Source organism: Neorhizobium sp. USDA 3394 (genome assembly GCF_056280385.1).
This window is the reverse complement of sequence record NZ_JBWCDU010000001.1, coordinates 732,957-751,213: the sequence shown is the minus strand read 5'-3', so window position 1 is coordinate 751,213 and position 18,257 is coordinate 732,957. Positions and strand designations below refer to the sequence as shown.

Genomic DNA, 18,257 nt, shown 5'->3' with positions numbered 1-18,257 from the left:
GAGAGGTATCTCTATTCGGCGTTGCTTCAAAACACCTTCGCCGCCGTCACTTCCACTTCGACCAAGAATTCGGCGCGGGTGAAGCCACCGACAACGATCAGGGTCGAGACCGGTTTCGGATCGAGCGTATAGCGGTCCCGCACCGCCATGTAGGCGGGAAAATCCTCGCGGCTGGTCACGAAGCCGGAAATGCGGATGACGTCCGCGTAGGTCATGCCCGCCTCTTCGAGGATCGCACCGATCGCCTTGAAGCAGAGTTCGGCCTGGCCTGCCACGTCCGGCGGGATCCTGTCTTCCGGCGAAATGCCGAGCTGGCCGGAGGTCACCAGCAAGCTTGCGCCCGGCGGCACAAGCAGTCCGTGATTGTAGCCGCCGAACGGCTTGCGGACGGAAGGAGGATTGAAGGTCTTAAACGCCATAACCGACGATACCCTTGATTTCGAGGAAGTCGTGGATGGCCCAGTCGGCATATTCGCGGCCGTTGCCGGATTGCTTGAAGCCGCCGAAGGGCGCGAAGAGATCCCATTCGGGATAGTTGATGAACACCGAACCGGCGCGCAACCGCGCCGCTACCTTGCGGGCATGAGCAAGGTCGCCGGACTGGACATAGGCCGCAAGCCCGTAGGGCGTGTCGTTGGCGATCTCGATTGCCTGCTCCTCGGTTTCGTAGGGGAGGATAGACAGGACCGGCCCGAAAATCTCGTCGCGGGCGATGGTCATGTCGTTGGTGACGTTTCCGAACACGGTCGGGCGGATGTAATAACCGCGGTTGAGGTTTTCCGGGCGTCCGGGGCCGCCGGTGACCAGCGTGGCACCTTCGGTGATGCCGGCCTCGATCAGCCGCTGGATCTTGTCGAACTGGATTTGGCTGACCACCGGGCCGAGATCGATGCCATCGGCCCGCGGGTCGCCTGTTTTCAGTTTCTCGGCCGCGGCGTTGGCAACTTGAAGCGCCTCGTCGTGACGCCTGGCCGGCACCAGCATGCGGGTCGGCGCATCGCAGGATTGGCCGGAATTGGCAAAGCAGGCGGTCACGCCCTCCGCCACCGCCTTTTCGAATTCTGCATCCGCCAGGATGATGTTGGGCGACTTGCCGCCAAGCTCCTGCGCCACCCGCTTCACGGTATCGGCGGCGGTCTTGGCGACGATCACCCCGGCGCGGGTCGAGCCGGTGAAGGACACCATGTCGACATCCGGATGCCCGGCCATCACTTGGCCCACATCCGGCCCGGTGCCGTTGACGAGGTTGAAGACGCCCTTCGGCGTGCCGGCCGCCTCCATCACTTCCGCAAAGATGATGCCGCTGATCGGCGCAATCTCGGAGGGTTTCAAGACCATTGTGCAGCCGGCGGCGATCGCCGGTGCCACCTTGCAGACGATCTGGTTGAGCGGCCAGTTCCACGGCGTGATCAGAGCACAGACGCCGATCGGCTCTTTCACGATGGTCGTCGTGCCGCGCGTCTCGGTGAATTCGTAGGCTTCGAACGCTTCGATCGTCGCCTTGAGATGCCCCTGCCCGGCGGCGGCCTGCGCGTCCCGGGCAAAGCCGATCGGCGCGCCCATCTCCTGGGAAACGGCTTGCGCGATGTCCTCATAACGCTTTTCATATTCGGCAAGGATACGGCGAAGCAGCGCCAGCCGCTCCTCCTTAGACCACTGGGAGAAAGACGCGAAAGCCGCCCTGGCGGCTGCCACGGCCTTGTCCACATCCGCCTTGGAGCCGAGCGCGATCCGCGTATAGGCCTCTTCGGTGGACGGGTCGATGACGTCCAAGGCAACCGGAATGGCCGGCTCGACCCAGGCACCGTCGATGAAGAATTTCAAGTGGTTGCTCATGGAAAACCTCCGCGCGGTCGAGGGAATGGTGAACCACTATCGGCCATCGCCATCTCCCTCGCAAGCCCGCCGGATATGTCGAAAAGGCGACGTGCGGAGGCTTCTTCCATCGCCACGTAGAGATCGGCAGCCGGCGCTTTGTTCTTGCAGGCAAGAGAAAGCCGGGGAATTTCAACAAGCCTTAAATGTTCGTAAAAACCGTCGAAACATATCAGCAACAATACCGCTTCATCCGAACTTAAAAGCTCAATGTTACGGAATAGATCGACCTTGCGACGACCCAGGGAACTTCCGCAGCGCTGGGCATGGACGCGACAGATCAACCCGGCTTTCAGAAAGCAGGCAGGCCCGATGCGACGCAGCCTTCTCCCTCTCGCCCTTCTCGGGCTTTTTGCGCTGCCCATGCCCGGCGCACAGGCGACGGCCCTCACCGACGACCTTCAGGGTCTCTCCAAGCAGCAGGTCGAGGACAGCGTCGAGTTCGCATTCGGCAATGCGCTGTTTTTCCTGTTCCATGAAGCCGGACACATGCTGGTTTCAGAATTCAACCTGCCGGTTCTTGGTCGGGAGGAGGATGCGGTGGACACCCTTTCCACGCTGCTCCTGCTGGAGGCCGACGATGAGGTTTTCGATACGGCGCTGACCGATTCCGTCGATGGCTGGACATTTTCCGCAGAGGCCAGCGAGGCTGCCGAAGAGGAACTGGCCATGTGGGACGTCCACGCGCTCGACCGCCAGCGCGCCTTCAGCATGGTCTGCATGATGGTCGGCAAGGATGCGGAGAAATTCAAGGAATCGGCCGACAACCTCGAATTTCCGGAGGAACGCCGCAGGCAGTGCGTCAGCGAATATCTGAAAGCCCATGACAGCTGGTTCGGCGTCCTGAAACCGCATCTGCGGACCGACGGGCAGAACAACAAATTTACGATCACCTACAAGAACCCGAGCAACAAGGAACTCGAGGACTACGCGGACCTGACGAAGACGGCGAAGGTTCTGGATATCCTCGCCGAGCTTCTCTCCGGGCTCTACAAGCTGGAAGACGGCATCAAGCTGACGGCCGCCGAATGCGGTGAGCCGAATGCCTATTGGTCGGCGGGCGAACGGGAAGTGATATACTGCTATGAGCTGATGCAGTGGCACATGCAGACCGTCGCCAAGTATTTCAAAGAGGACGAGGGCAAAACGGGCGACCGTGATGAGGCGGCCGACGACGAGAAAAAGCCCACCCTCCAGAACCTGTTCGGCAAGGCAACGGCCCGCTGGTAGAGAGCGCCCGCAAAAACACGCCCGGCATCAGCCTTCACAAGCCTGATGCCGGGCGTTTTCATTGTCGCGTTCAAGCACCATAGGGCGCAAAGAACGTCTTGGCAGCTTCGATCTCGTTGGGACGGATCTCGTGCCCGCCGCCGTGCCATTCCAATGTCACCGCATCGCCCTGCTTCCTGAAATAGTCGGCAAGGTCGGTGGTCTGCTCGACGGAACTGATCGGATCGTGCTGGCCGGCCGTGATCAGGACATGGGCCTTGGCTTCGGCCTTGCGGTCCTTGGGCTTGAACGGGATCAGCGGATGCATCAGCACGCCCGCTTCGAACAGGCCGGGCTTCTCGATCATGATGTTGGCGAGAATGTTCGCGCCGTTCGAGAAACCGAGGCCGAGCACGGTCGAGGAACCGTAGCGCTCGCGGTTTGCGGCAACGAATTCGCTCATCCGCTCGGTCGCCCGTGCCAGATCCTCACAGTCGTAGACGCCTTCGGCCTTGCGGCGGAAGAAGCGCGCCGCACCGTGTTCGGAAATGTCGCCGCGCGGCGAGATCACCGTGGCACCCGGCAACAGCCTGCCGCCGAAATCGAAGAACTGGTTTTCATCGCCGCCTGTGCCGTGGAAGACGAACAGGATCGGCGCTCCGGGAGCACCGGGGCGCGCCCGGTGCACATAACTGTCGTAACTCATGATGGTCTCCTTGGACGCGTCGTCTGGTTAGGCGTCCAGCGGTTCGAGATGTTGTTCGAGCGTTGCCCGCAGATGTGCATGCTGTGCGGGCAGCTTCAGGGCTTCACCGAGATGGGCGGTATCCTCGTCGCGATCGAAGCCGGGTTCGTTGGTGGCGATTTCGAACAGCACGCCGCCCGGCGTGCGGAAATAGATCGCCCAGAAATAATCGCGGTCGATGACCGGAGTGACCTGGTAACCGGTATCCATCAGCGCCTTGCGGACTTCGAGCTGCTTTGCGCGGTTCTCGACGGCAAAGGCGATGTGGTGGACCGAGCCAGCACCGAGATTGGCGCGGGCGATGTTCGGCATGGTTTCGATGTCGATGACATCGGCACCGTTGCCGTCCGGCATGATCAGGCGGGTCACACCATCCTGAACATCGGCTTGGCTGTAGCCCATGAACTTCAGGAGTTCGGCGGTGGCGCCTTCATCGCGAAGACGAAGCGAAGCGGAATGGAAACCGCGGATCGCATGATCTTCGGTAATGCCGTTGCCGATGAACTGCTTGCGGGCATCGTCCTTGACTTCGACGAGCGCGAAACCGTCGCCATCGGGGCCGGCGAAATGCAGGCGGTTTTCACCGAATGCGGTATCGGCCTTGATGCCTTCGGCGCCAGCTTTCGTCAGGCGGTCGGTCCAGAAACCGAACGAACCTTCCGGAACCGAGAAGAGCGTGGTGCCCACTTCGCCGGTGCCCTGACGGCCGCGGGCGATATGCGGGAACGGGAAGTAGGTCATGACAGAGCCGGGCGAACCGACTTCGTCGCCGTAATAGAGATGGTAGACATCCGGAGCGTCGAAGTTGACGGTCTTCTTGACCCGGCGAAGGCCGAGCGTATCGGTGAAGAACTTGTTGTTGGTGCTGGCGCTGGCAGCCATCGATGTGACGTGGTGCAGGCCTTTGATCTGGTCGAGCATTTTAAACCCCTTGTCTGGGAGCCGCCTGTGCGGCCCGCTTTCTGAGGTAAAGATGGTGGAACGACCGGGAATTGGATAGACGCGACCATCCGAACGCATTGTTCACTCTGCGTAGACGACCATTGACTAATCGTTCACAGAACTAGACTTGTTCCGGCAGGCGCCAGTCGACCGGATCCTTGCCGATCGACTGCAGATAGGCATTCGCCTTGGAAAATGGCCGCGAGCCCAGAAAGCCGTTATGGGCCGAAAGCGGCGACGGATGTGCCGATTTCAGCACCAGATGCCGCTGATGATCGACGAAGGCCGCTTTCTTCTGGGCATAGGAGCCCCAGAGGATGAAGACGACGCCGTCGCACTCGTCGTTGACCGCGCGGATGACCGCATCGGTAAACCGCTCCCAGCCCTTGCCCTGATGGGCCGCCGCCCTGCCCTCCTCGACCGTCAGCACGCTGTTCAGCAGCAGCACGCCCTGCTCCGCCCAATGTTCGAGGAAGCCATGCTTGGCTGGCGGAATGCCGAGATCCGTCTCCATCTCCTTGTAGATGTTGACGAGCGACGGCGGGGTGCGGACGCCGGGCTTCACGGAAAAGCAAAGCCCATGCGCCTGGCCCAAGCCGTGATACGGATCCTGGCCGAGGATCACGACCTTGACCTCGTCGAGCGGCGTCAGATCGAGCGCGCGGAAATATTCCGAGCCTTTCGGAAAGATGCGTTTGCCCGCTTCCTTTTCGGCAACCAGGAAGCGGCGCAATTCGCTCATATAGGGATTGGAAAACTCAGGCCCGAGCGCGTGCTTCCAGCTTTCCTCGAGCTTGACCTCGCCTTCCGCCATGTCTTGGCCCTTCAGATCACATGATGGTTCGAGCGGGAATGCCAGTCCCAGGCCGAACGGATGATATCGTTCAGGCTGTATTTCGGCCCCCAGCCGAGCACCGCCCGCGCCTTGTCGTTATTGGCGACCAGCGAGGTGGAATCACCTTCGCGCCGGCCGACATAGTCCACGGGGAAAGGCTTTCCGGACACCTCCGAAATCGCTGCCAGCAGTTCCTTCACCGTGGTGCCGGTGCCCGTGCCGAGATTGAGTTCGACCGTTTCGCCCCCGGCGAGCAGATAATCCACCGCCCGCACGTGCGCGTCCGCCAAATCGAGCACATGGATATAGTCGCGCACGCAGGTGCCGTCGCGGGTATCGTAATCGTCGCCGAACACCTTGAACCCCTGGCGGCGGCCGAGCGCCGCTTCGATCGCGAGCGGAATGGCGTGGGTTTCCGGCGTGTGCCATTCGCCGATCCGGCCCTCGAAATCAGCACCAGCGGCATTGAAATAGCGCAGCATCACCGACTTCAGGTTCTTGTAGGTGCCGTAATCCTTCAGCGCCTGCTCGATGATGAACTTGGTGCGACCATAGGGATTGATCGGCGCCTGTTTGTGCGTCTCGTCCATCGGCACGCGGTCCGGCAGGCCGTAGGTCGCGCAGGTCGAGGAGAACACGAAGGCTTTCACACCCGCATCGATCGCCGCCGATAAGAGCGTCAGCGCCCCGATGACATTGTTGTCGTAGAAGGCGACCGGGTTCTTGACCGATTCCCCGACCTCGATCAGCGCCGCGAAATGCAGCACGGCATCCGGCTTGTGCTTGGCAAAAACCTCGTCGAGCCGGGCGCGGTCACGGATATCGCCCTGTTCCAGCTCACCCCAGCGCACGAATTCCGCATGCCCGTTGGAGAGATTGTCGAAGACGATCGGCTGATATCCCCGCTCGGCGAGCACCAGGCACGTATGGGAACCGATATAGCCGGCCCCGCCGACCACGAGCACTTTCTGTTTCGACATCATTTTCCCTGCGGTTATTGAAGCCGGCGGCACTATAACCGGCGGCGCTTAAATGGGAAGGGCGGACGACCATGAGAAATTTGGGTGGAGACGCCGTTCCCGAACTTGTCTATCTTACTCAGGATATCCATAGGTCATTTCATGCGTCTCCTCTTTCTCGCCCTCGGATGGCTGTTCGTCGCAATCGGCGTTGTCGGGGCTTTCCTGCCTGTCCTGCCCACCACGCCATTCCTGCTTCTGGCCGTCGCCTGTTTCGCCCGCTCCTCGCCACGGCTGGAGGCATGGTTGCTCGAGCACCCGAAATTCGGACCGTCGCTCCGCAACTGGCGGGAAAAGGGTGCGATCGCCCGCAAGGCGAAGATCGCCGCCATTTCGTTGATGGCGGCAAGCTACGCGGTCTTCTGGTTCGGCACCTCGCCGCCGTTGTGGCGGGCGGCACTCGTGGCCGCGGTCATGCTCGGCTCGGCGACCTTCATCGTCACCCGCCCGGATACATGACCGTTCAGCGATGCCGCGATTGCGGCAATACGTAGGGGATATGGGCGGCCGGCAGGCGGCCGACGGCGCCGGCGATACCGTAGACGCTGGCGATGATCTCGTCGTTCACGGTATCCGTGCAGGCGCCTTCCGCGACCACCCGGCCGTGGTTCAGCACCACCAGATGGTCGGCGAACTCAGCTGCCAGGTTGAGGTCGTGCAGGATGGCGAGCACGATGCCGCCGGCATTGGCGAAGTCGCGGGCGATTTCCAGCACCGAGATCTGGTGGCCGAGGTCGAGGCTGGCCGTCGGCTCGTCGAGGAACAGCGCCCGCGGCACGCCGTCCGCGACCGGCTGCGGCACCTGGGCAAGGGCCCGGGCGAACTGCACCCGCTGCTGCTCGCCGCCCGACAGCGACGGATAGGGCCGGCTTTCGAAACCTCGAAGCCCGACGCGGGAAAGCGCCTGTCGCGCCTGCTCCGTCGGATTGAGCGTCCCTTGCGCCACCGCCCCCATGCGGACGATTTCGAGCGCGGTGAACGGGAAGGCAAGCTGCGTCGCCTGCGGCAGAACCGCCCGGCGTTTGGCAAGTTCGACCGGCTGGCAGAGGTCGACGCTGGTGCCGTGATAGCTGACGAAGCCGATATCGGGTTTCATCTCGCCGGAGATCACCTTCATCAGCGTCGATTTGCCGGCGCCGTTCGGACCGATGACGACGGTGAACCGACCCGGTTCGAGATCGAGGCCGATATTGTCCAGCAGTTTGCGGCCCGAGCGGGTGACGGTGACGTGTTCGGCGGAAATCATGGCATGTCCCGGGTGGTGATGCCGTTCTTGCCGAGCAGCAGGAAGAGGAAGACCGGCGCGCCGAACAGAGCGGTGATAACGCCGATCGGCAGTTCCGCCGGAGCGGCCACGGTGCGCGCGACGCTGTCGGCAATCAGAAGCAGTGCTCCTCCCCCGAGCGCCGAGCCCGGCAGCAGGAAGCGGTGCGACGGCCCCATGACGAGGCGGAGCAGATGCGGCACGACGATGCCGACGAAACCGATCGAGCCGGCGACCGCAACCGTCGAGCCGCAGGCGGCGGCGACCGCGACGATGACGATCTTCTTCAGCCGCTGCACAGGTATGCCCATGTGGAAGGCGGCCGCGTCGCCAAGCACCAGTGCGTCAAGCCCGCGCGCCACGAAGGGCATAACCACCATCACCGCGCCGACGAAAGGCAGAATGGACAATACCCGCCCGAACGTGGCGCCGCCGAGCGAGCCGAGGTTCCAGAACGTGATGTCGCGCAGCTGGCGGTCGTCCGCCATGACGATCAGCAGGCCCATGAGTGCCGCCGAAAGTGCGCCGATCGCGATGCCCGACAGGATCAGCGTCGTCGTCGAGGTCCGCCCGTCGCGAGTGGCGATGATGTACAGCGCCCAGGTGTTGAAGAGACTGCCGAAGAAGGCCATCAGCGGCAGGAACTGGTTGCCGAGCAGCATGGCGACCGGCGCCAGAATGCCGTTGCCGAGCACGATCGCCGCAACGGCGGCAAGTCCAGCGCCGGACGTGACCCCGACGATGCCGGGGTCGGCGAGCGGATTGCGGAACAGGCCCTGCATCATCGCACCGGAGACGGCAAGCCCGGCACCGACCAGAAGGCCAAGCGCGGTGCGGGGCAGGCGCACCGCCTCGAGGATCACCCTGTCCTGGGTCGAAAGGCTGGCGCTGTCGCCGGTCGCATAGGTCCAGAGATCCCGCAGGCCGACGCCCGTCGGGCCGATGCCGAGCGAAAGCAGGCAGGCGGCAAACAGCATCACCGCCAGCAGAAGAAGCACGACGACGCCCTGGCGCGTCCGGTCTCCATCGGCAGCAACGCGGAAGGGCATCGCCAGCGCCTTCATCATCAGTTGATCGCTCCGGGATAGATCCGGGCGGCAAGCGCGCGGGCCGCCTCCGGGGTGCGCGGCCCGAAACCGAGCAGCAGCAGGCCATCCATGGTGACCAGCGCCTTGCTGGCGGCAGCCGGCGTCGTCTGCATCGACGGTATTGCGAAAACCTGTTCCGGCGTGATCGTGTGGTCGCCGCGTGACATGGAAAGCACGACATCCGGCTTCGTGGCGATGACGGCTTCGTCGGCGAGCGGCTTGTAGCCGTTGATCGTCGGCGCGGCATTGATACCGCCGGCCATTTCGATCACCGCACCGGCTTCGGTATCGGCGCCGCCGGCCATGACGCGGCCATTCGCCAGCGACAGCACGAACAGAACCTTCTTTTTCGGGCCGGGGATCTTGGCAACGTCGGTGGCAAGCTTCTTCAGCCCCTCTTCCGTCTTGACGGCAAGCGCCTCGGCCTGGTCGGAAAGTCCGACGGCCGCCCCCACGTCACGGATCTTCCTGCCGATCGCGCCCACCTTCGGTGGCGTCGGGATGACCACCATCGGCACTTCGCTGGCTTTCAGGATTTCGAGGACCGGCGGCGGGCCGGACCCCTCCTCCATCAGGATCAGATCAGGCTTCTGGCCGAGAATACCCTCCGCAGACAGGGCGCGCATGTAACCGACATCGGGCTTGGAAGTGGCCGCATCCGGATAGAAGCTCGTCGAGTCCCGTGCTACGATCCGGTCCTCGGCGCCGAGCGCATACAGGATCTCGGTGATCGTGCCGCCGATGGAGACGATCCGCTTGGCCTCCGGATTGCCCTTGTCGGATGCAGAGGCAACGCCCGCGACGAGACCGGTGCCGAGGAGAACGGTCGCGAAAAGCCGTCTGAAGGTGAAGAAAGACCCCATGATACTCAACCCCTTGCCTGTCCGAGCAGGCGCGTAAAATGCCTTAGGTCCGCCTCGCGGCGGCGATAACTTGAGTTGACTACGCAAGTTTTTTAGGCTTTTCAAGGGGACCGGCCGCATATATCTTGAGCCGAAAGTGAAACTTTAAGTGAGGGACAATTCATGTATATCGCGATGAACCGATTCCGCGTCGTGCCGGGCTATGAAGAAGCGTTCGAAGCCATCTGGCGCGGCCGACAGGGCCGCCTCGCTGAGCTGCCCGGCTATGTGGAATTCCACATGCTCAAGGGCCCGAAGGCGGAGGATCACACCCTCTACGCATCCCATACCGTGTGGGAAACCTTCGAGGATTTCCAGGCCTGGACGAAGTCGGAACAGTTCCGCGCGGCGCACGCGAATGCCGGCAACAACCGCGCCAAGGTTGAATACCTCTCCGGTCCGCATTTTGAAGGTTTCGAAGTGATCATCCACGAAGACAAGAACGGCGTGCGCGCCGACGCTGCCGCTTGAGGTCCTGATGAACGCCGTTTCCGAAATCAAGCCGGACCGTCGCGAACGGGCTCTCGCCGCTCTTGCGGAGAAGCCCGACGGCGTCGTCGAGGCGATCGCCGCCAATGCCGACGTGACGCCCGCCGAGATCCTCGAAATCCTGCCGAAGGGCGCGGCGGTTATCGCCGACAAGGAGAAATTCGCAGACATCTGGGCCGAGATGACCACCTGGGGCGAGGTGCTGTTCATCGTCCATACCGAAGACATCGTGCTGGAAGCCGAAGGGAGCCTGCCGATGGGCTCGGAAGGCCATGGCTGGTTCAACATCCACGGCGACAGCCCGATCGGCGGTCATATCAAAAAGGAGAACTGCGCCTCCGTGACCTTCGTCGACCGTGCCTTCCACGGCCGCCGTTCTTGTTCGGTCTGGTTCATGAACGCCAAGGGTTCGGCGATGTTCAAGGTCTTCGTCAAGCGCGATGCCGCCCGCGAACTGATCGCCGAGCAGCTTCAGAAGTTCGAAGCACTGCGCGACAGTTACGCTTGAGCAATGGCGGTTCCGTGAGTTTTGGTGATTCGGGCGAAAAACAACCGTCCGAATCATTTTCCGGAACCTTTCATTTTCTCATGCATTTCGCTGTCATGGCAGGCCTTGCAAAGCGGTCTGGCGGCTGCGTCCCGATCGTTTCAGCCACGTGCCACTGCTTGAGGTGATTGTCATTGAATGAGGCGCCGCCGCGCCAAATAGGCGGACCGGTCGCTTGCCCGAGGCTAGGAGAGCGATCTTAGCGGCGCGGCGCGCCTCATCGACTTTCAGGTCTCGTCGAGGCCCGACAGGGTGCTAAAGGGCCGGCACCCATTTCCAGAAAACGCCTTCCATCCGCTCAGGATAATATTTGAACTCGCATTCGAAGCGGCGTCCATAGGCCTCGGCGGCCTTCAGGGCGGCCTCACTCACCGGCTTCATGCCCGTGCCCGGCGCAAACCAGTCTTCCATCAGATCATCGGGAATATAGACGCCGATCCTCAACGGCAGGGCGGTCAGGGTCGTATCGAGTTCTTCAGGCGGCATGGCTTTTCCTCCTACACGAAAAGACGAGCGTTCCGCAGAACGTCCGTCTCTCCGCGAAGTTCCGGTCTCGGACCGGAAGCCCGATCGGGGGCGTCTCGGCAAATCGGGCATCTCGTCAATGATGGGAGACGTGATCCGGCTTGCCCTTGCGCTTGGTCGAGGCGAAGTCTTCGAGCTGCTTTTCGCTCATGGACTTTTCCATGCCCTTCGAAGCACCCTTGAGTTCACCCTTCTTGATGTCGCCGCGCTTGGCGGCAAGTGCTGCGCCGGCCGCCTTCTGCTGTGCCTTGGATTTCGCTGGCATATCTGCCTCCTCGAGTTTGCACGCCAAATCCAACAGCCAATCGCGGCTTTGGTTCCCCGACAATCCCGAGCGCTGACACAGCCCATATGTCGAAAACGACGCAAAGCGGAACCTCCCGGCATGTCCGGGTGTTCCTCTGCGCGAGTTCAAGATTCGGAGATCCTCGATGAATGCTGAAGCGAATGCCGCGCAGAACCTGCCGAGGGAGAAGGCCACCCATCCGGTCGACACCATGCCGGGGATGGAAGTGAAGGCCGCGCCGACGCTTGCCGATGCGGATGCGGAGGCCTTTGTCGCCGAAGCGGTCGAGGATCTCGCCAACTGCCATATCCCGTTCCTGCTGGCCGGCACGTTCGCGATCAGCGCCTATACGGGCATCACCCGCCAGACGAAGGACCTCGACATCTTCTGCAAGGCCGGCGACTACGCCCGGATCCTCGCGCACTTTAAGGACAAGGGTTATCATATCGAGGTGGAGGACGACCGCTGGCTCGGCAAGGTGAAGAAGGGCCGGCATTTCTTCGACGTCATCTTCGCCGCCTCGAACGGCACCATGCCAATCAGCGACGCCTGGTTCGAAAACGCCCGCCAGATCGAGATGAACGGCCACAAGGTGCGCATCATCGCGCCGACCGAACTCATCTGGTCGAAATGTTTCGTCCAGCTCCGCCATCGCTACGACGGGGGCGATATCGTCCACATGATCCTGCGCGCCCATGACCAGATCGATTGGGAGCGGCTGCTCAGCCATATGGAAGTGCATTGGGAAGTGCTGCTGATCCACCTCCTGAACTTCCGCTGGATCTACCCGACCGAGCGCGACAAGGTGCCGGACTGGCTGCTGGACGAACTGCTCGACCGCCTGAAGGCGCAGCGCGAACTGCCGCTGCCGCAGATGAAGATCTGCCGCGGCCGCATGTTCAGCCGGGTGGATTTCGAGATCGACGTCAAAGAATGGGGTTTTGCCGACGTGGGCGGCGAAGGCGACCTTCGCGACGGCGTCGAAGAGGAAATGGCCCAGGGAGGCCTGGCGTGAGCAAAGCGACCGACGCGAAGAACGACACCGCCAGGAAAGCAAACGGCAAGCTCAGGATCGCCGCCATGGGCGACCTGCATGTCAAGGAACACGGCACGGCGTCCTACAAGGAGCTGTTCACCGAGATTTCCCAGGCTGCCGACATCCTCGTCCTGACCGGCGATCTCACCGACCTCGGCAAGGTCAAGGAAGCGGAAATCCTGGCTTCCGACCTGCGCGCCTGCTCCATCCCGATCGTCGGCGTGCTCGGCAACCACGATTACGAATGCGGCTGCGTCGAGGAAGTCACCCATATCCTGAAGGAGGCCGGCATCCACCTGCTGGAAGGCCAGGCGGTCGAGATCAACGGCGTCGGCTTCGCCGGCGCCAAGGGCTTCGCCGGCGGCTTCGGCCGCCACATGCTCGGCTCCTTCGGCGAGCCGGCGATCAAGGCGATGGTGACCGAAAGCGTCGAGGAAACGATGCGCCTCGAAAACGCACTGCGCCAGGTGCGCTCGGAGCGGGCCATGGTGGTGCTGCATTACGCGCCAATCCGCGAGACCGTGGTCGGCGAACCGGAGGAGATCTATCCGTTCCTCGGTTCTTCACGGCTGGCCGAAACCATCGACCGGTTTCCGGTGAAAGCCGTGGTTCATGGCCACGCGCATCGGGGTACCTACGAAGGCAGGACGCCGGGCGGCGCCCCTGTCTACAACGTAGCCTCGCATATCGAGAAGCCGACCGGGAAGCCGTATGCGCTGCTCGAGCTTTAGGCCGTTATCGCGACCAAACGCCTCTGGACAGGACACCGGGCGGGAAGCCTAATTGTTCATCTAGGCTCGCTGAGTGCAGGATCGCGTCGGCATTTTGAAAGGGGCAGCTGACGGGTGGAGAAAATCTGCTTGATGCTTCCGTCCTTGTCGCTCGAAACGTTCATGCAGAAGCAGGCGTAGCCGTGACTGTAGTTTATCGTCACATGCTCGCCCTCGGCCATGTCCTTGATCTTCTCCATGCCTTTGGCTTCATAGCCGCCCTGAAGCATGATCAGCCATTCATTCTGGGCATCAACCAGCGTCCAGTTGCGGGGCGTCGGATTGATCAGCCAGCCGCAACGCGTTTCGGCAAGCGCCGCTGCCGGCACAAGCATGCACGAGAGGCATATCGCAAGCAGTTTCTTCATCATCGCCTCCCGTTTAACCCACGAGTAGCCTGCGGTGATCCGGCTGTCCACGGCGATTTGGGGGCCGATACGCTCAGATATGCAGCGCATGCCCCAACGCCTTCAGCGCCGCCTCGGCAAACGCTTCCGACTGTGTCGGATGCGCATGGATCGTCCCGGCGACATCCCCAGTCGTGCCACCGTCTCCGTAGTAGAACCGAAACGGCGCAAAACGAGGAAATCCCTGCCACTACTCGAAGAGTACGTCCCACATCAGCGAACCGAATAGGAATAGAAAGCATAGGACCGCGAAACCAACATTCGCGTGACGACTACCAAAATCCAGGTTTCCATACAGAAGCCGGCGGAGAGCCATGTGGCCGATAATCAGGAGGGCAACGAAAATCGCCAGCACTACCTTTTGGCCATCAATCATGGGAACACTCTCCGAGAAATGTCGCCGACACACCTAGCGAAATAGTGTTAACGGCCAGTCCTCGTTGAGAGCCTGCTCCTCCCAAGGCTCGAACGGCGGCTGATCCTCGTCAGCCTCACACATGCAGCGCATGTCCCAGCGCCTTCAGCGCCGCCTCGGCAAAGGCCTCCGACTGCGTCGGGTGGGCATGGATCGTCCCCGCAATATCCTCCAGCCGCGCCCCCATCTCGATCGCCAGCGAGAACGCCGCCGAGAGTTCGGAAATCCCCGCCCCCACGCCCTGGATGCCGAGGACGAGGTGATTGTCGGCCCGCGCCACGACGCGCACGAACCCCTCTTCCGCCGACAGCGTCATCGCCCGGCCATTGGCGGAAAACGGGAACTGGCCGATCTTGATCTCACGGCCCGCCGCCTTCGCCTCGTCCGGGGACATGCCCACCGAGACGATTTCCGGGTCGGTGAAGCAGACGGCCGGGATGGCCCGTTTGTCCCAGGAGCGCCGCTTGCCGGAAACGATTTCCGCCACCATCTCGCCCTGGACCATCGCCCGGTGCGCCAGCATCGGCTCGCCGGTCACGTCGCCGACCGCATAGATGCCGCGCATCGAGGTGCGGCACTGTTCGTCGACCTTCAGGAACCGGCCGTCCATGTCCAGTTCCAGCTCCTCCCGGCCCCAGCCCTCGGTAACCGGCTTGCGGCCGACGGTGACGAGGATCTTGTCGGCGGCGATGCGCCTTTCCTCGCCGGAACCGGTCTCGGCCAGCAGAGCCTCGCCGTTCGAGGAAATGCCCTTGACCTTGGTGCCGAGCAGGACCTCGACGCCCAAAGCCGCCAGCCGCTTGGCGACAGGCTGGGTAAGTTGCGTATCGTAGAGCGGCAGGATGCGGTCGAGCGCCTCGACGATCGTCACCTTCGATCCGAGCTTGGCAAACGCGAGCCCAAGTTCGAGGCCGATATAACCGGCGCCGACCACTGCCAGCCGCTGCGGCACCTCGGTCAGGGACAATGCGCCGGTCGAGGAGACGACCTTGCCCCCGAACGGCAGCATCGGCAGCTCGACTGGCGCCGACCCCGTGGCGATGACGATGTTTTCGGCGCGGATGACCTGTTCGCCCGTTTCGGTTTCCACCGCGACCGTCTTGCCGTCCCGGAATTTTGCCCGGCCGACCACGATCTTGACGCCTGCCTTCTTCAACAGACCGGCAACACCGAGCGTCAGCCGGCCGGTAATGCCGTCCTTCCAGGCCATGGTTTTGGCAAGGTCGATGGTCGGATTGTCGGCCTTGATGCCCATGGCATTTTTGCCAGCCGCCATCGCGACGGTCTTCGCAAAATCGTCGGCCGCATGGATGATCGCCTTCGACGGAATGCAGCCGATATTGAGGCAGGTGCCGCCCGGCTTCGCCATTTCGACGATGGCGGTATCGACCCCCAGCTGGCCGGCCCGGATGGCGCAGACATAGCCCCCCGGACCGGCCCCGATGACGAGAAGCTTGCAGGTGATCTCTTTCATTGTTCTTTTCTCACCTCACTCCTCGACGAAGATTAGCGCCGGCGTTTCCATCAGCGCCTTCAGGCGCTGCACGAATGTCGCGGCATCCCAGCCGTCGATCACCCGGTGATCGAAGCTGGAGGACAGGTTCATCATCTTGCGCGGCACGAACTGCGTCCCGTCCCAATGCGGCCGGACGGCGAGCTTGTTGACGCCGATGATCGCCACTTCCGGATGGTTGATGACCGGCGTCGACACGATGCCGCCCATCGCGCCGAGGGAGCTGATGGTGATCGTCGAGCCCGACAGTTCCTCGCGCAGTGCCGTGCCGTTCTTGGCGGCATCGCTAAGCCGCGCCACCTCACGGGCGCAATCAAAGATATCGCGTGCCTCGGCATGCCTGACCACCGGCACCACGAGCCCCGAGGGCGTCTGCGCCGCGATGCCGATATGCACGCCGCCATATTGGCGGATGATGCCGGCCTCGTCGTCATAAAGCGCGTTGATGCCCGGCTGCTCGGAGATCGCCTTCACCATCGCCCGCATCAGGAAGGGCAGGATGGTGAGTTTCGGCCGGCCGGGCTTCTGGGTGCCGTTCATACGGGTCCTGAGCTCTTCCAGCGCGGTCATGTCGATCTCCTCCACATAGGTGATGTGGGGGATGCGGGATTTCGACAGCGCCATCTTCTCGGCGATACGGCGGCGCAGCCCGACAACTTTGACCTCCTGCACCGCCTTGTTCGGCTGCAGCCCGGTAGTGATGGTCGCACCGCTACCTTGGCTGTTCAGGAAAGCATCCAGATCCTCATGGGTGATCCGGCCGGCCGGGCCGGTGCCTGGGACCTGCCGAAGGTCGATCCCCGCCTCCTTCGCCCGAAGGCGGACGGCCGGCGGGGCCAGCGGTTTTTCACCTTCCGCGCGGGGTGCGCCGGTGGCATGGGACAGCGGTCTGGCGACGGGCGGTGATGCGGCAATCTCAGCTTTTGGTTTAAGAGGCTCAACCTTTTTCTCAGGCACCTGTTCGAGAGCTGCAACGGGCGGAACAGCCGGTTTGACCCGTGGCTCCTCGCCACTATTGCCGCCCTCGATCTCTTCTTCGTCGCCACCCTCGCCCGCGATCCTGATCTTGAGGATGACGGTGCCGGTGGCGATGATATCGCCGATCTCGCCGTGCCGGAAGATTACCTCCCCATCCACGGGCGACGGGATCTCCACCGTCGCCTTGCCGGTCATCACGGCGGCGAGCACCATGTCCTCGCGCACCAGGTCGCCGACATTGACATGCCATTCCACCAGTTCGGCTTCCGCGACACCTTCGCCGACATCCGGCAGCTTGATGAGTTTTTCCGCCATGTCTCAGGCCTCCATCATGTCGCGCAGCGCCCGGCCGACGCGGGCCGGCCCGGGAAAATAATCCCATTCCTGCGCATGCGGATAAGGCGTGTCCCAGCCCGCCACCCGGATGACCGGCGCTTCGAGATGGTAGAAGCAGTGCTCCTGCACCAGCGCCGCCAGTTCCGCGCCGAAGCCGGAGGTGAGCGTCGCCTCGTGCACCACGAGGCAGCGGCCGGTCTTCTTCACCGAGGTGACAATGGTATCGAGGTCGAGCGGCATCAGGGTACGCAGGTCGATCACCTCCGCGTCGATGCCGGTCTCCTCAGCCGTCGCTTCGGCCACATGCACCATCGTGCCGTAGGCGAGCACGGTGACCGCCGAACCCGGCCGCCGCACCACCGCCTTGCCGAGCGGCACGACATAGTGCTCTGCCGGCACTTCGCCGAGCGGATGGCCGGCCCAGGACGTCACCGGCCGATCGTGATGGCCGTCGAACGGGCCGTTATAGAGCCGCTTCGGTTCGAGGAAGATCACCGGGTCGGGGTTTTCGATCGAGGCGATCAGCAGGCCCTTGGCGTCATAGGGATTGGAGGGCACCACCACCTGCAGGCCGCAGACATGCGTGAACAGCGCCTCGGGGCTCTGGCTGTGCGTCTGGCCGCCAAAGATGCCGCCGCCGGTCGGCATCCGCACGGTGATGCCGCAGGTGAAATCGCCGTTGGAGCGATAGCGCAACCGCGCCGCTTCCTGGGTGAGCTGGTCATAGGCCGGATACATGTAATCGGCGAACTGGATCTCGACGCAGGGTTTCAGACCATAGGCCGCCATGCCGATCGCGGCCCCGACGATGCCGGATTCGTTGATCGGCGCATCGAAGCAGCGCGTCTTGCCGTATTTCTGCTGCAGCCCCTGGGTGCCGCGGAAGACGCCGCCGAAATAACCCACATCCTCGCCGAACACGACCACATCGTCGTCGCGCTCCATGGAGACATCCATGGCACTGCGGATCGCCTCGATCATCGTCATGCGCGGCATGGGCGGGCCTCCGATATAGCAATGCTGGAGCAAGCCACCCCCTCACCCGGCCTCCGCTTCGCTCGGCCACCCTCTCCCCG

22 protein-coding genes are annotated in these 18,257 nt (G+C 62.8%); 6 read left to right on the top strand and 16 right to left on the bottom strand.

Translation table 11 applies throughout. The features are described from left to right. Nucleotides 1-26: 26 nt before the first annotated feature. Genes ACZ9EJ_RS03370 through ACZ9EJ_RS03360 form a run of 3 tightly spaced genes read right to left on the bottom strand, consistent with a single transcriptional unit; the run spans nt 27 to nt 2,159 of the window. The gene (locus ACZ9EJ_RS03370; RefSeq protein WP_046603617.1) at nt 27-419 is read right to left on the bottom strand and encodes a RidA family protein; all 393 of its coding nucleotides are present in this window, start codon (nt 417-419) and stop codon (nt 27-29) included. Then, nucleotides 409-1,836: an aldehyde dehydrogenase family protein gene (locus tag ACZ9EJ_RS03365; protein WP_046640847.1), complete on the bottom strand. Its 1,428-nt coding sequence runs from the start codon at nt 1,834-1,836 to the stop codon at nt 409-411. The genes ACZ9EJ_RS03370 and ACZ9EJ_RS03365 overlap by 11 nt, the downstream gene beginning before the upstream one ends. Continuing rightward, nucleotides 1,833-2,159 (bottom strand): hypothetical protein, encoded by a 327-nt coding sequence (locus ACZ9EJ_RS03360; RefSeq protein WP_255743060.1) that lies wholly within the window; start codon nt 2,157-2,159, stop codon nt 1,833-1,835. The genes ACZ9EJ_RS03365 and ACZ9EJ_RS03360 overlap by 4 nt, the downstream gene beginning before the upstream one ends. Before the next feature lie 28 nt (nt 2,160-2,187). Here ACZ9EJ_RS03360 and ACZ9EJ_RS03355 point away from each other — a divergent pair, with 28 nt between their 5' ends. Further along, nucleotides 2,188-3,105, top strand: coding sequence for a DUF4344 domain-containing metallopeptidase (locus ACZ9EJ_RS03355; protein ID WP_052764619.1), 918 nt, complete (start codon nt 2,188-2,190; stop codon nt 3,103-3,105). A gap of 70 nt (nt 3,106-3,175) precedes the next feature. Here the strand turns inward: ACZ9EJ_RS03355 and ACZ9EJ_RS03350 are convergent, their stop codons facing one another. From ACZ9EJ_RS03350 to galE, 4 genes are all read right to left on the bottom strand, one after another. After that, nucleotides 3,176-3,790 carry an alpha/beta hydrolase gene (locus ACZ9EJ_RS03350; protein WP_046640848.1) on the bottom strand — a complete coding sequence of 205 codons (615 nt, stop codon included), beginning with the start codon at nt 3,788-3,790 and terminating at the stop codon, nt 3,176-3,178. 27 nt (nt 3,791-3,817) lie between these two features. Next, the gene (locus ACZ9EJ_RS03345; RefSeq protein ID WP_046640849.1) at nt 3,818-4,750 is read right to left on the bottom strand and encodes a VOC family protein; all 933 of its coding nucleotides are present in this window, start codon (nt 4,748-4,750) and stop codon (nt 3,818-3,820) included. A gap of 142 nt (nt 4,751-4,892) precedes the next feature. Further along, the gene (ung, locus tag ACZ9EJ_RS03340; protein ID WP_046640850.1) at nt 4,893-5,585 is read right to left on the bottom strand and encodes a uracil-DNA glycosylase; all 693 of its coding nucleotides are present in this window, start codon (nt 5,583-5,585) and stop codon (nt 4,893-4,895) included. Nucleotides 5,586-5,596: 11 nt separating this feature from the next. Further along, nucleotides 5,597-6,586 carry a UDP-glucose 4-epimerase GalE gene (gene galE / locus ACZ9EJ_RS03335; protein WP_046640851.1) on the bottom strand — a complete coding sequence of 330 codons (990 nt, stop codon included), beginning with the start codon at nt 6,584-6,586 and terminating at the stop codon, nt 5,597-5,599. A 141-nt stretch (nt 6,587-6,727) separates the two neighbouring features. On the opposite strand from galE, the gene ACZ9EJ_RS03330 reads away from it, so the two are divergent. Next, on the top strand, nt 6,728-7,084 hold the full coding sequence (locus tag ACZ9EJ_RS03330; protein WP_046640852.1) for a YbaN family protein: 357 nt from the start codon (nt 6,728-6,730) through the stop codon (nt 7,082-7,084). Between the two features lie 4 nt (nt 7,085-7,088). Here the strand turns inward: ACZ9EJ_RS03330 and ACZ9EJ_RS03325 are convergent, their stop codons facing one another. Genes ACZ9EJ_RS03325 through ACZ9EJ_RS03315 form a run of 3 tightly spaced genes read right to left on the bottom strand, consistent with a single transcriptional unit; the run spans nt 7,089 to nt 9,840 of the window. After that, a complete protein-coding gene (locus ACZ9EJ_RS03325) occupies nt 7,089-7,871 on the bottom strand; it encodes a heme ABC transporter ATP-binding protein (RefSeq protein WP_046640853.1) in 783 nt (260 codons plus the stop codon). Continuing rightward, a complete protein-coding gene (locus ACZ9EJ_RS03320; protein WP_251089957.1) occupies nt 7,868-8,956 on the bottom strand; it encodes a FecCD family ABC transporter permease in 1,089 nt (362 codons plus the stop codon). Before ACZ9EJ_RS03320 ends, ACZ9EJ_RS03325 begins: the two co-directional genes overlap by 4 nt. Continuing rightward, nucleotides 8,956-9,840, bottom strand: coding sequence for a heme/hemin ABC transporter substrate-binding protein (locus ACZ9EJ_RS03315; protein ID WP_046640854.1), 885 nt, complete (start codon nt 9,838-9,840; stop codon nt 8,956-8,958). The genes ACZ9EJ_RS03320 and ACZ9EJ_RS03315 overlap by 1 nt, the downstream gene beginning before the upstream one ends. Nucleotides 9,841-10,002: 162 nt before the next feature. Between ACZ9EJ_RS03315 and hmuQ the strand changes: the two genes are divergently transcribed. Both hmuQ and hutX read left to right on the top strand, forming a co-directional pair. After that, the gene (hmuQ, locus tag ACZ9EJ_RS03310; protein ID WP_007754949.1) at nt 10,003-10,350 is read left to right on the top strand and encodes a heme-degrading protein HmuQ; all 348 of its coding nucleotides are present in this window, start codon (nt 10,003-10,005) and stop codon (nt 10,348-10,350) included. Between the two features lie 7 nt (nt 10,351-10,357). Then, the gene (gene hutX / locus ACZ9EJ_RS03305; protein WP_046640855.1) at nt 10,358-10,876 is read left to right on the top strand and encodes a heme utilization cystosolic carrier protein HutX; all 519 of its coding nucleotides are present in this window, start codon (nt 10,358-10,360) and stop codon (nt 10,874-10,876) included. Nucleotides 10,877-11,170: 294 nt separating this feature from the next. Here hutX and ACZ9EJ_RS03300 read toward each other — a convergent pair whose 3' ends face one another. Together ACZ9EJ_RS03300 and ACZ9EJ_RS03295 are read right to left on the bottom strand one after the other, a co-directional pair. Further along, nucleotides 11,171-11,401 carry a hypothetical protein gene (locus ACZ9EJ_RS03300; RefSeq protein ID WP_046640856.1) on the bottom strand — a complete coding sequence of 77 codons (231 nt, stop codon included), beginning with the start codon at nt 11,399-11,401 and terminating at the stop codon, nt 11,171-11,173. A 115-nt stretch (nt 11,402-11,516) separates the two neighbouring features. Next, complete coding sequence (locus tag ACZ9EJ_RS03295) at nt 11,517-11,705, bottom strand: DUF3008 family protein (protein WP_046640857.1); 189 nt, start codon at nt 11,703-11,705, stop codon at nt 11,517-11,519. A 241-nt stretch (nt 11,706-11,946) separates the two neighbouring features. On the opposite strand from ACZ9EJ_RS03295, the gene ACZ9EJ_RS03290 reads away from it, so the two are divergent. Both ACZ9EJ_RS03290 and ACZ9EJ_RS03285 read left to right on the top strand, forming a co-directional pair. After that, on the top strand, nt 11,947-12,741 hold the full coding sequence (locus ACZ9EJ_RS03290; protein ID WP_046640907.1) for a nucleotidyltransferase family protein: 795 nt from the start codon (nt 11,947-11,949) through the stop codon (nt 12,739-12,741). After that, a complete protein-coding gene (locus ACZ9EJ_RS03285) occupies nt 12,738-13,493 on the top strand; it encodes a metallophosphoesterase family protein (protein WP_255737329.1) in 756 nt (251 codons plus the stop codon). Before ACZ9EJ_RS03290 ends, ACZ9EJ_RS03285 begins: the two co-directional genes overlap by 4 nt. A 56-nt stretch (nt 13,494-13,549) precedes the next feature. Here ACZ9EJ_RS03285 and ACZ9EJ_RS03280 read toward each other — a convergent pair whose 3' ends face one another. The 4 genes from ACZ9EJ_RS03280 to ACZ9EJ_RS03265 all read right to left on the bottom strand — a co-directional run bounded on the left by ACZ9EJ_RS03280 (nt 13,550) and on the right by ACZ9EJ_RS03265 (nt 18,177). Further along, nucleotides 13,550-13,951 (bottom strand): DUF4087 domain-containing protein, encoded by a 402-nt coding sequence (locus ACZ9EJ_RS03280; protein WP_370651214.1) that lies wholly within the window; start codon nt 13,949-13,951, stop codon nt 13,550-13,552. A 479-nt stretch (nt 13,952-14,430) separates the two neighbouring features. After that, nucleotides 14,431-15,828 (bottom strand): dihydrolipoyl dehydrogenase, encoded by a 1,398-nt coding sequence (gene lpdA / locus ACZ9EJ_RS03275; RefSeq protein ID WP_046640860.1) that lies wholly within the window; start codon nt 15,826-15,828, stop codon nt 14,431-14,433. A 15-nt stretch (nt 15,829-15,843) separates the two neighbouring features. Beyond that, nucleotides 15,844-17,160: a dihydrolipoamide acetyltransferase family protein gene (locus ACZ9EJ_RS03270; RefSeq protein ID WP_046640861.1), complete on the bottom strand. Its 1,317-nt coding sequence runs from the start codon at nt 17,158-17,160 to the stop codon at nt 15,844-15,846. A gap of 3 nt (nt 17,161-17,163) precedes the next feature. Then, a complete protein-coding gene (locus ACZ9EJ_RS03265) occupies nt 17,164-18,177 on the bottom strand; it encodes an alpha-ketoacid dehydrogenase subunit beta (protein WP_007756126.1) in 1,014 nt (337 codons plus the stop codon). Nucleotides 18,178-18,257 lie beyond the last annotated feature (80 nt).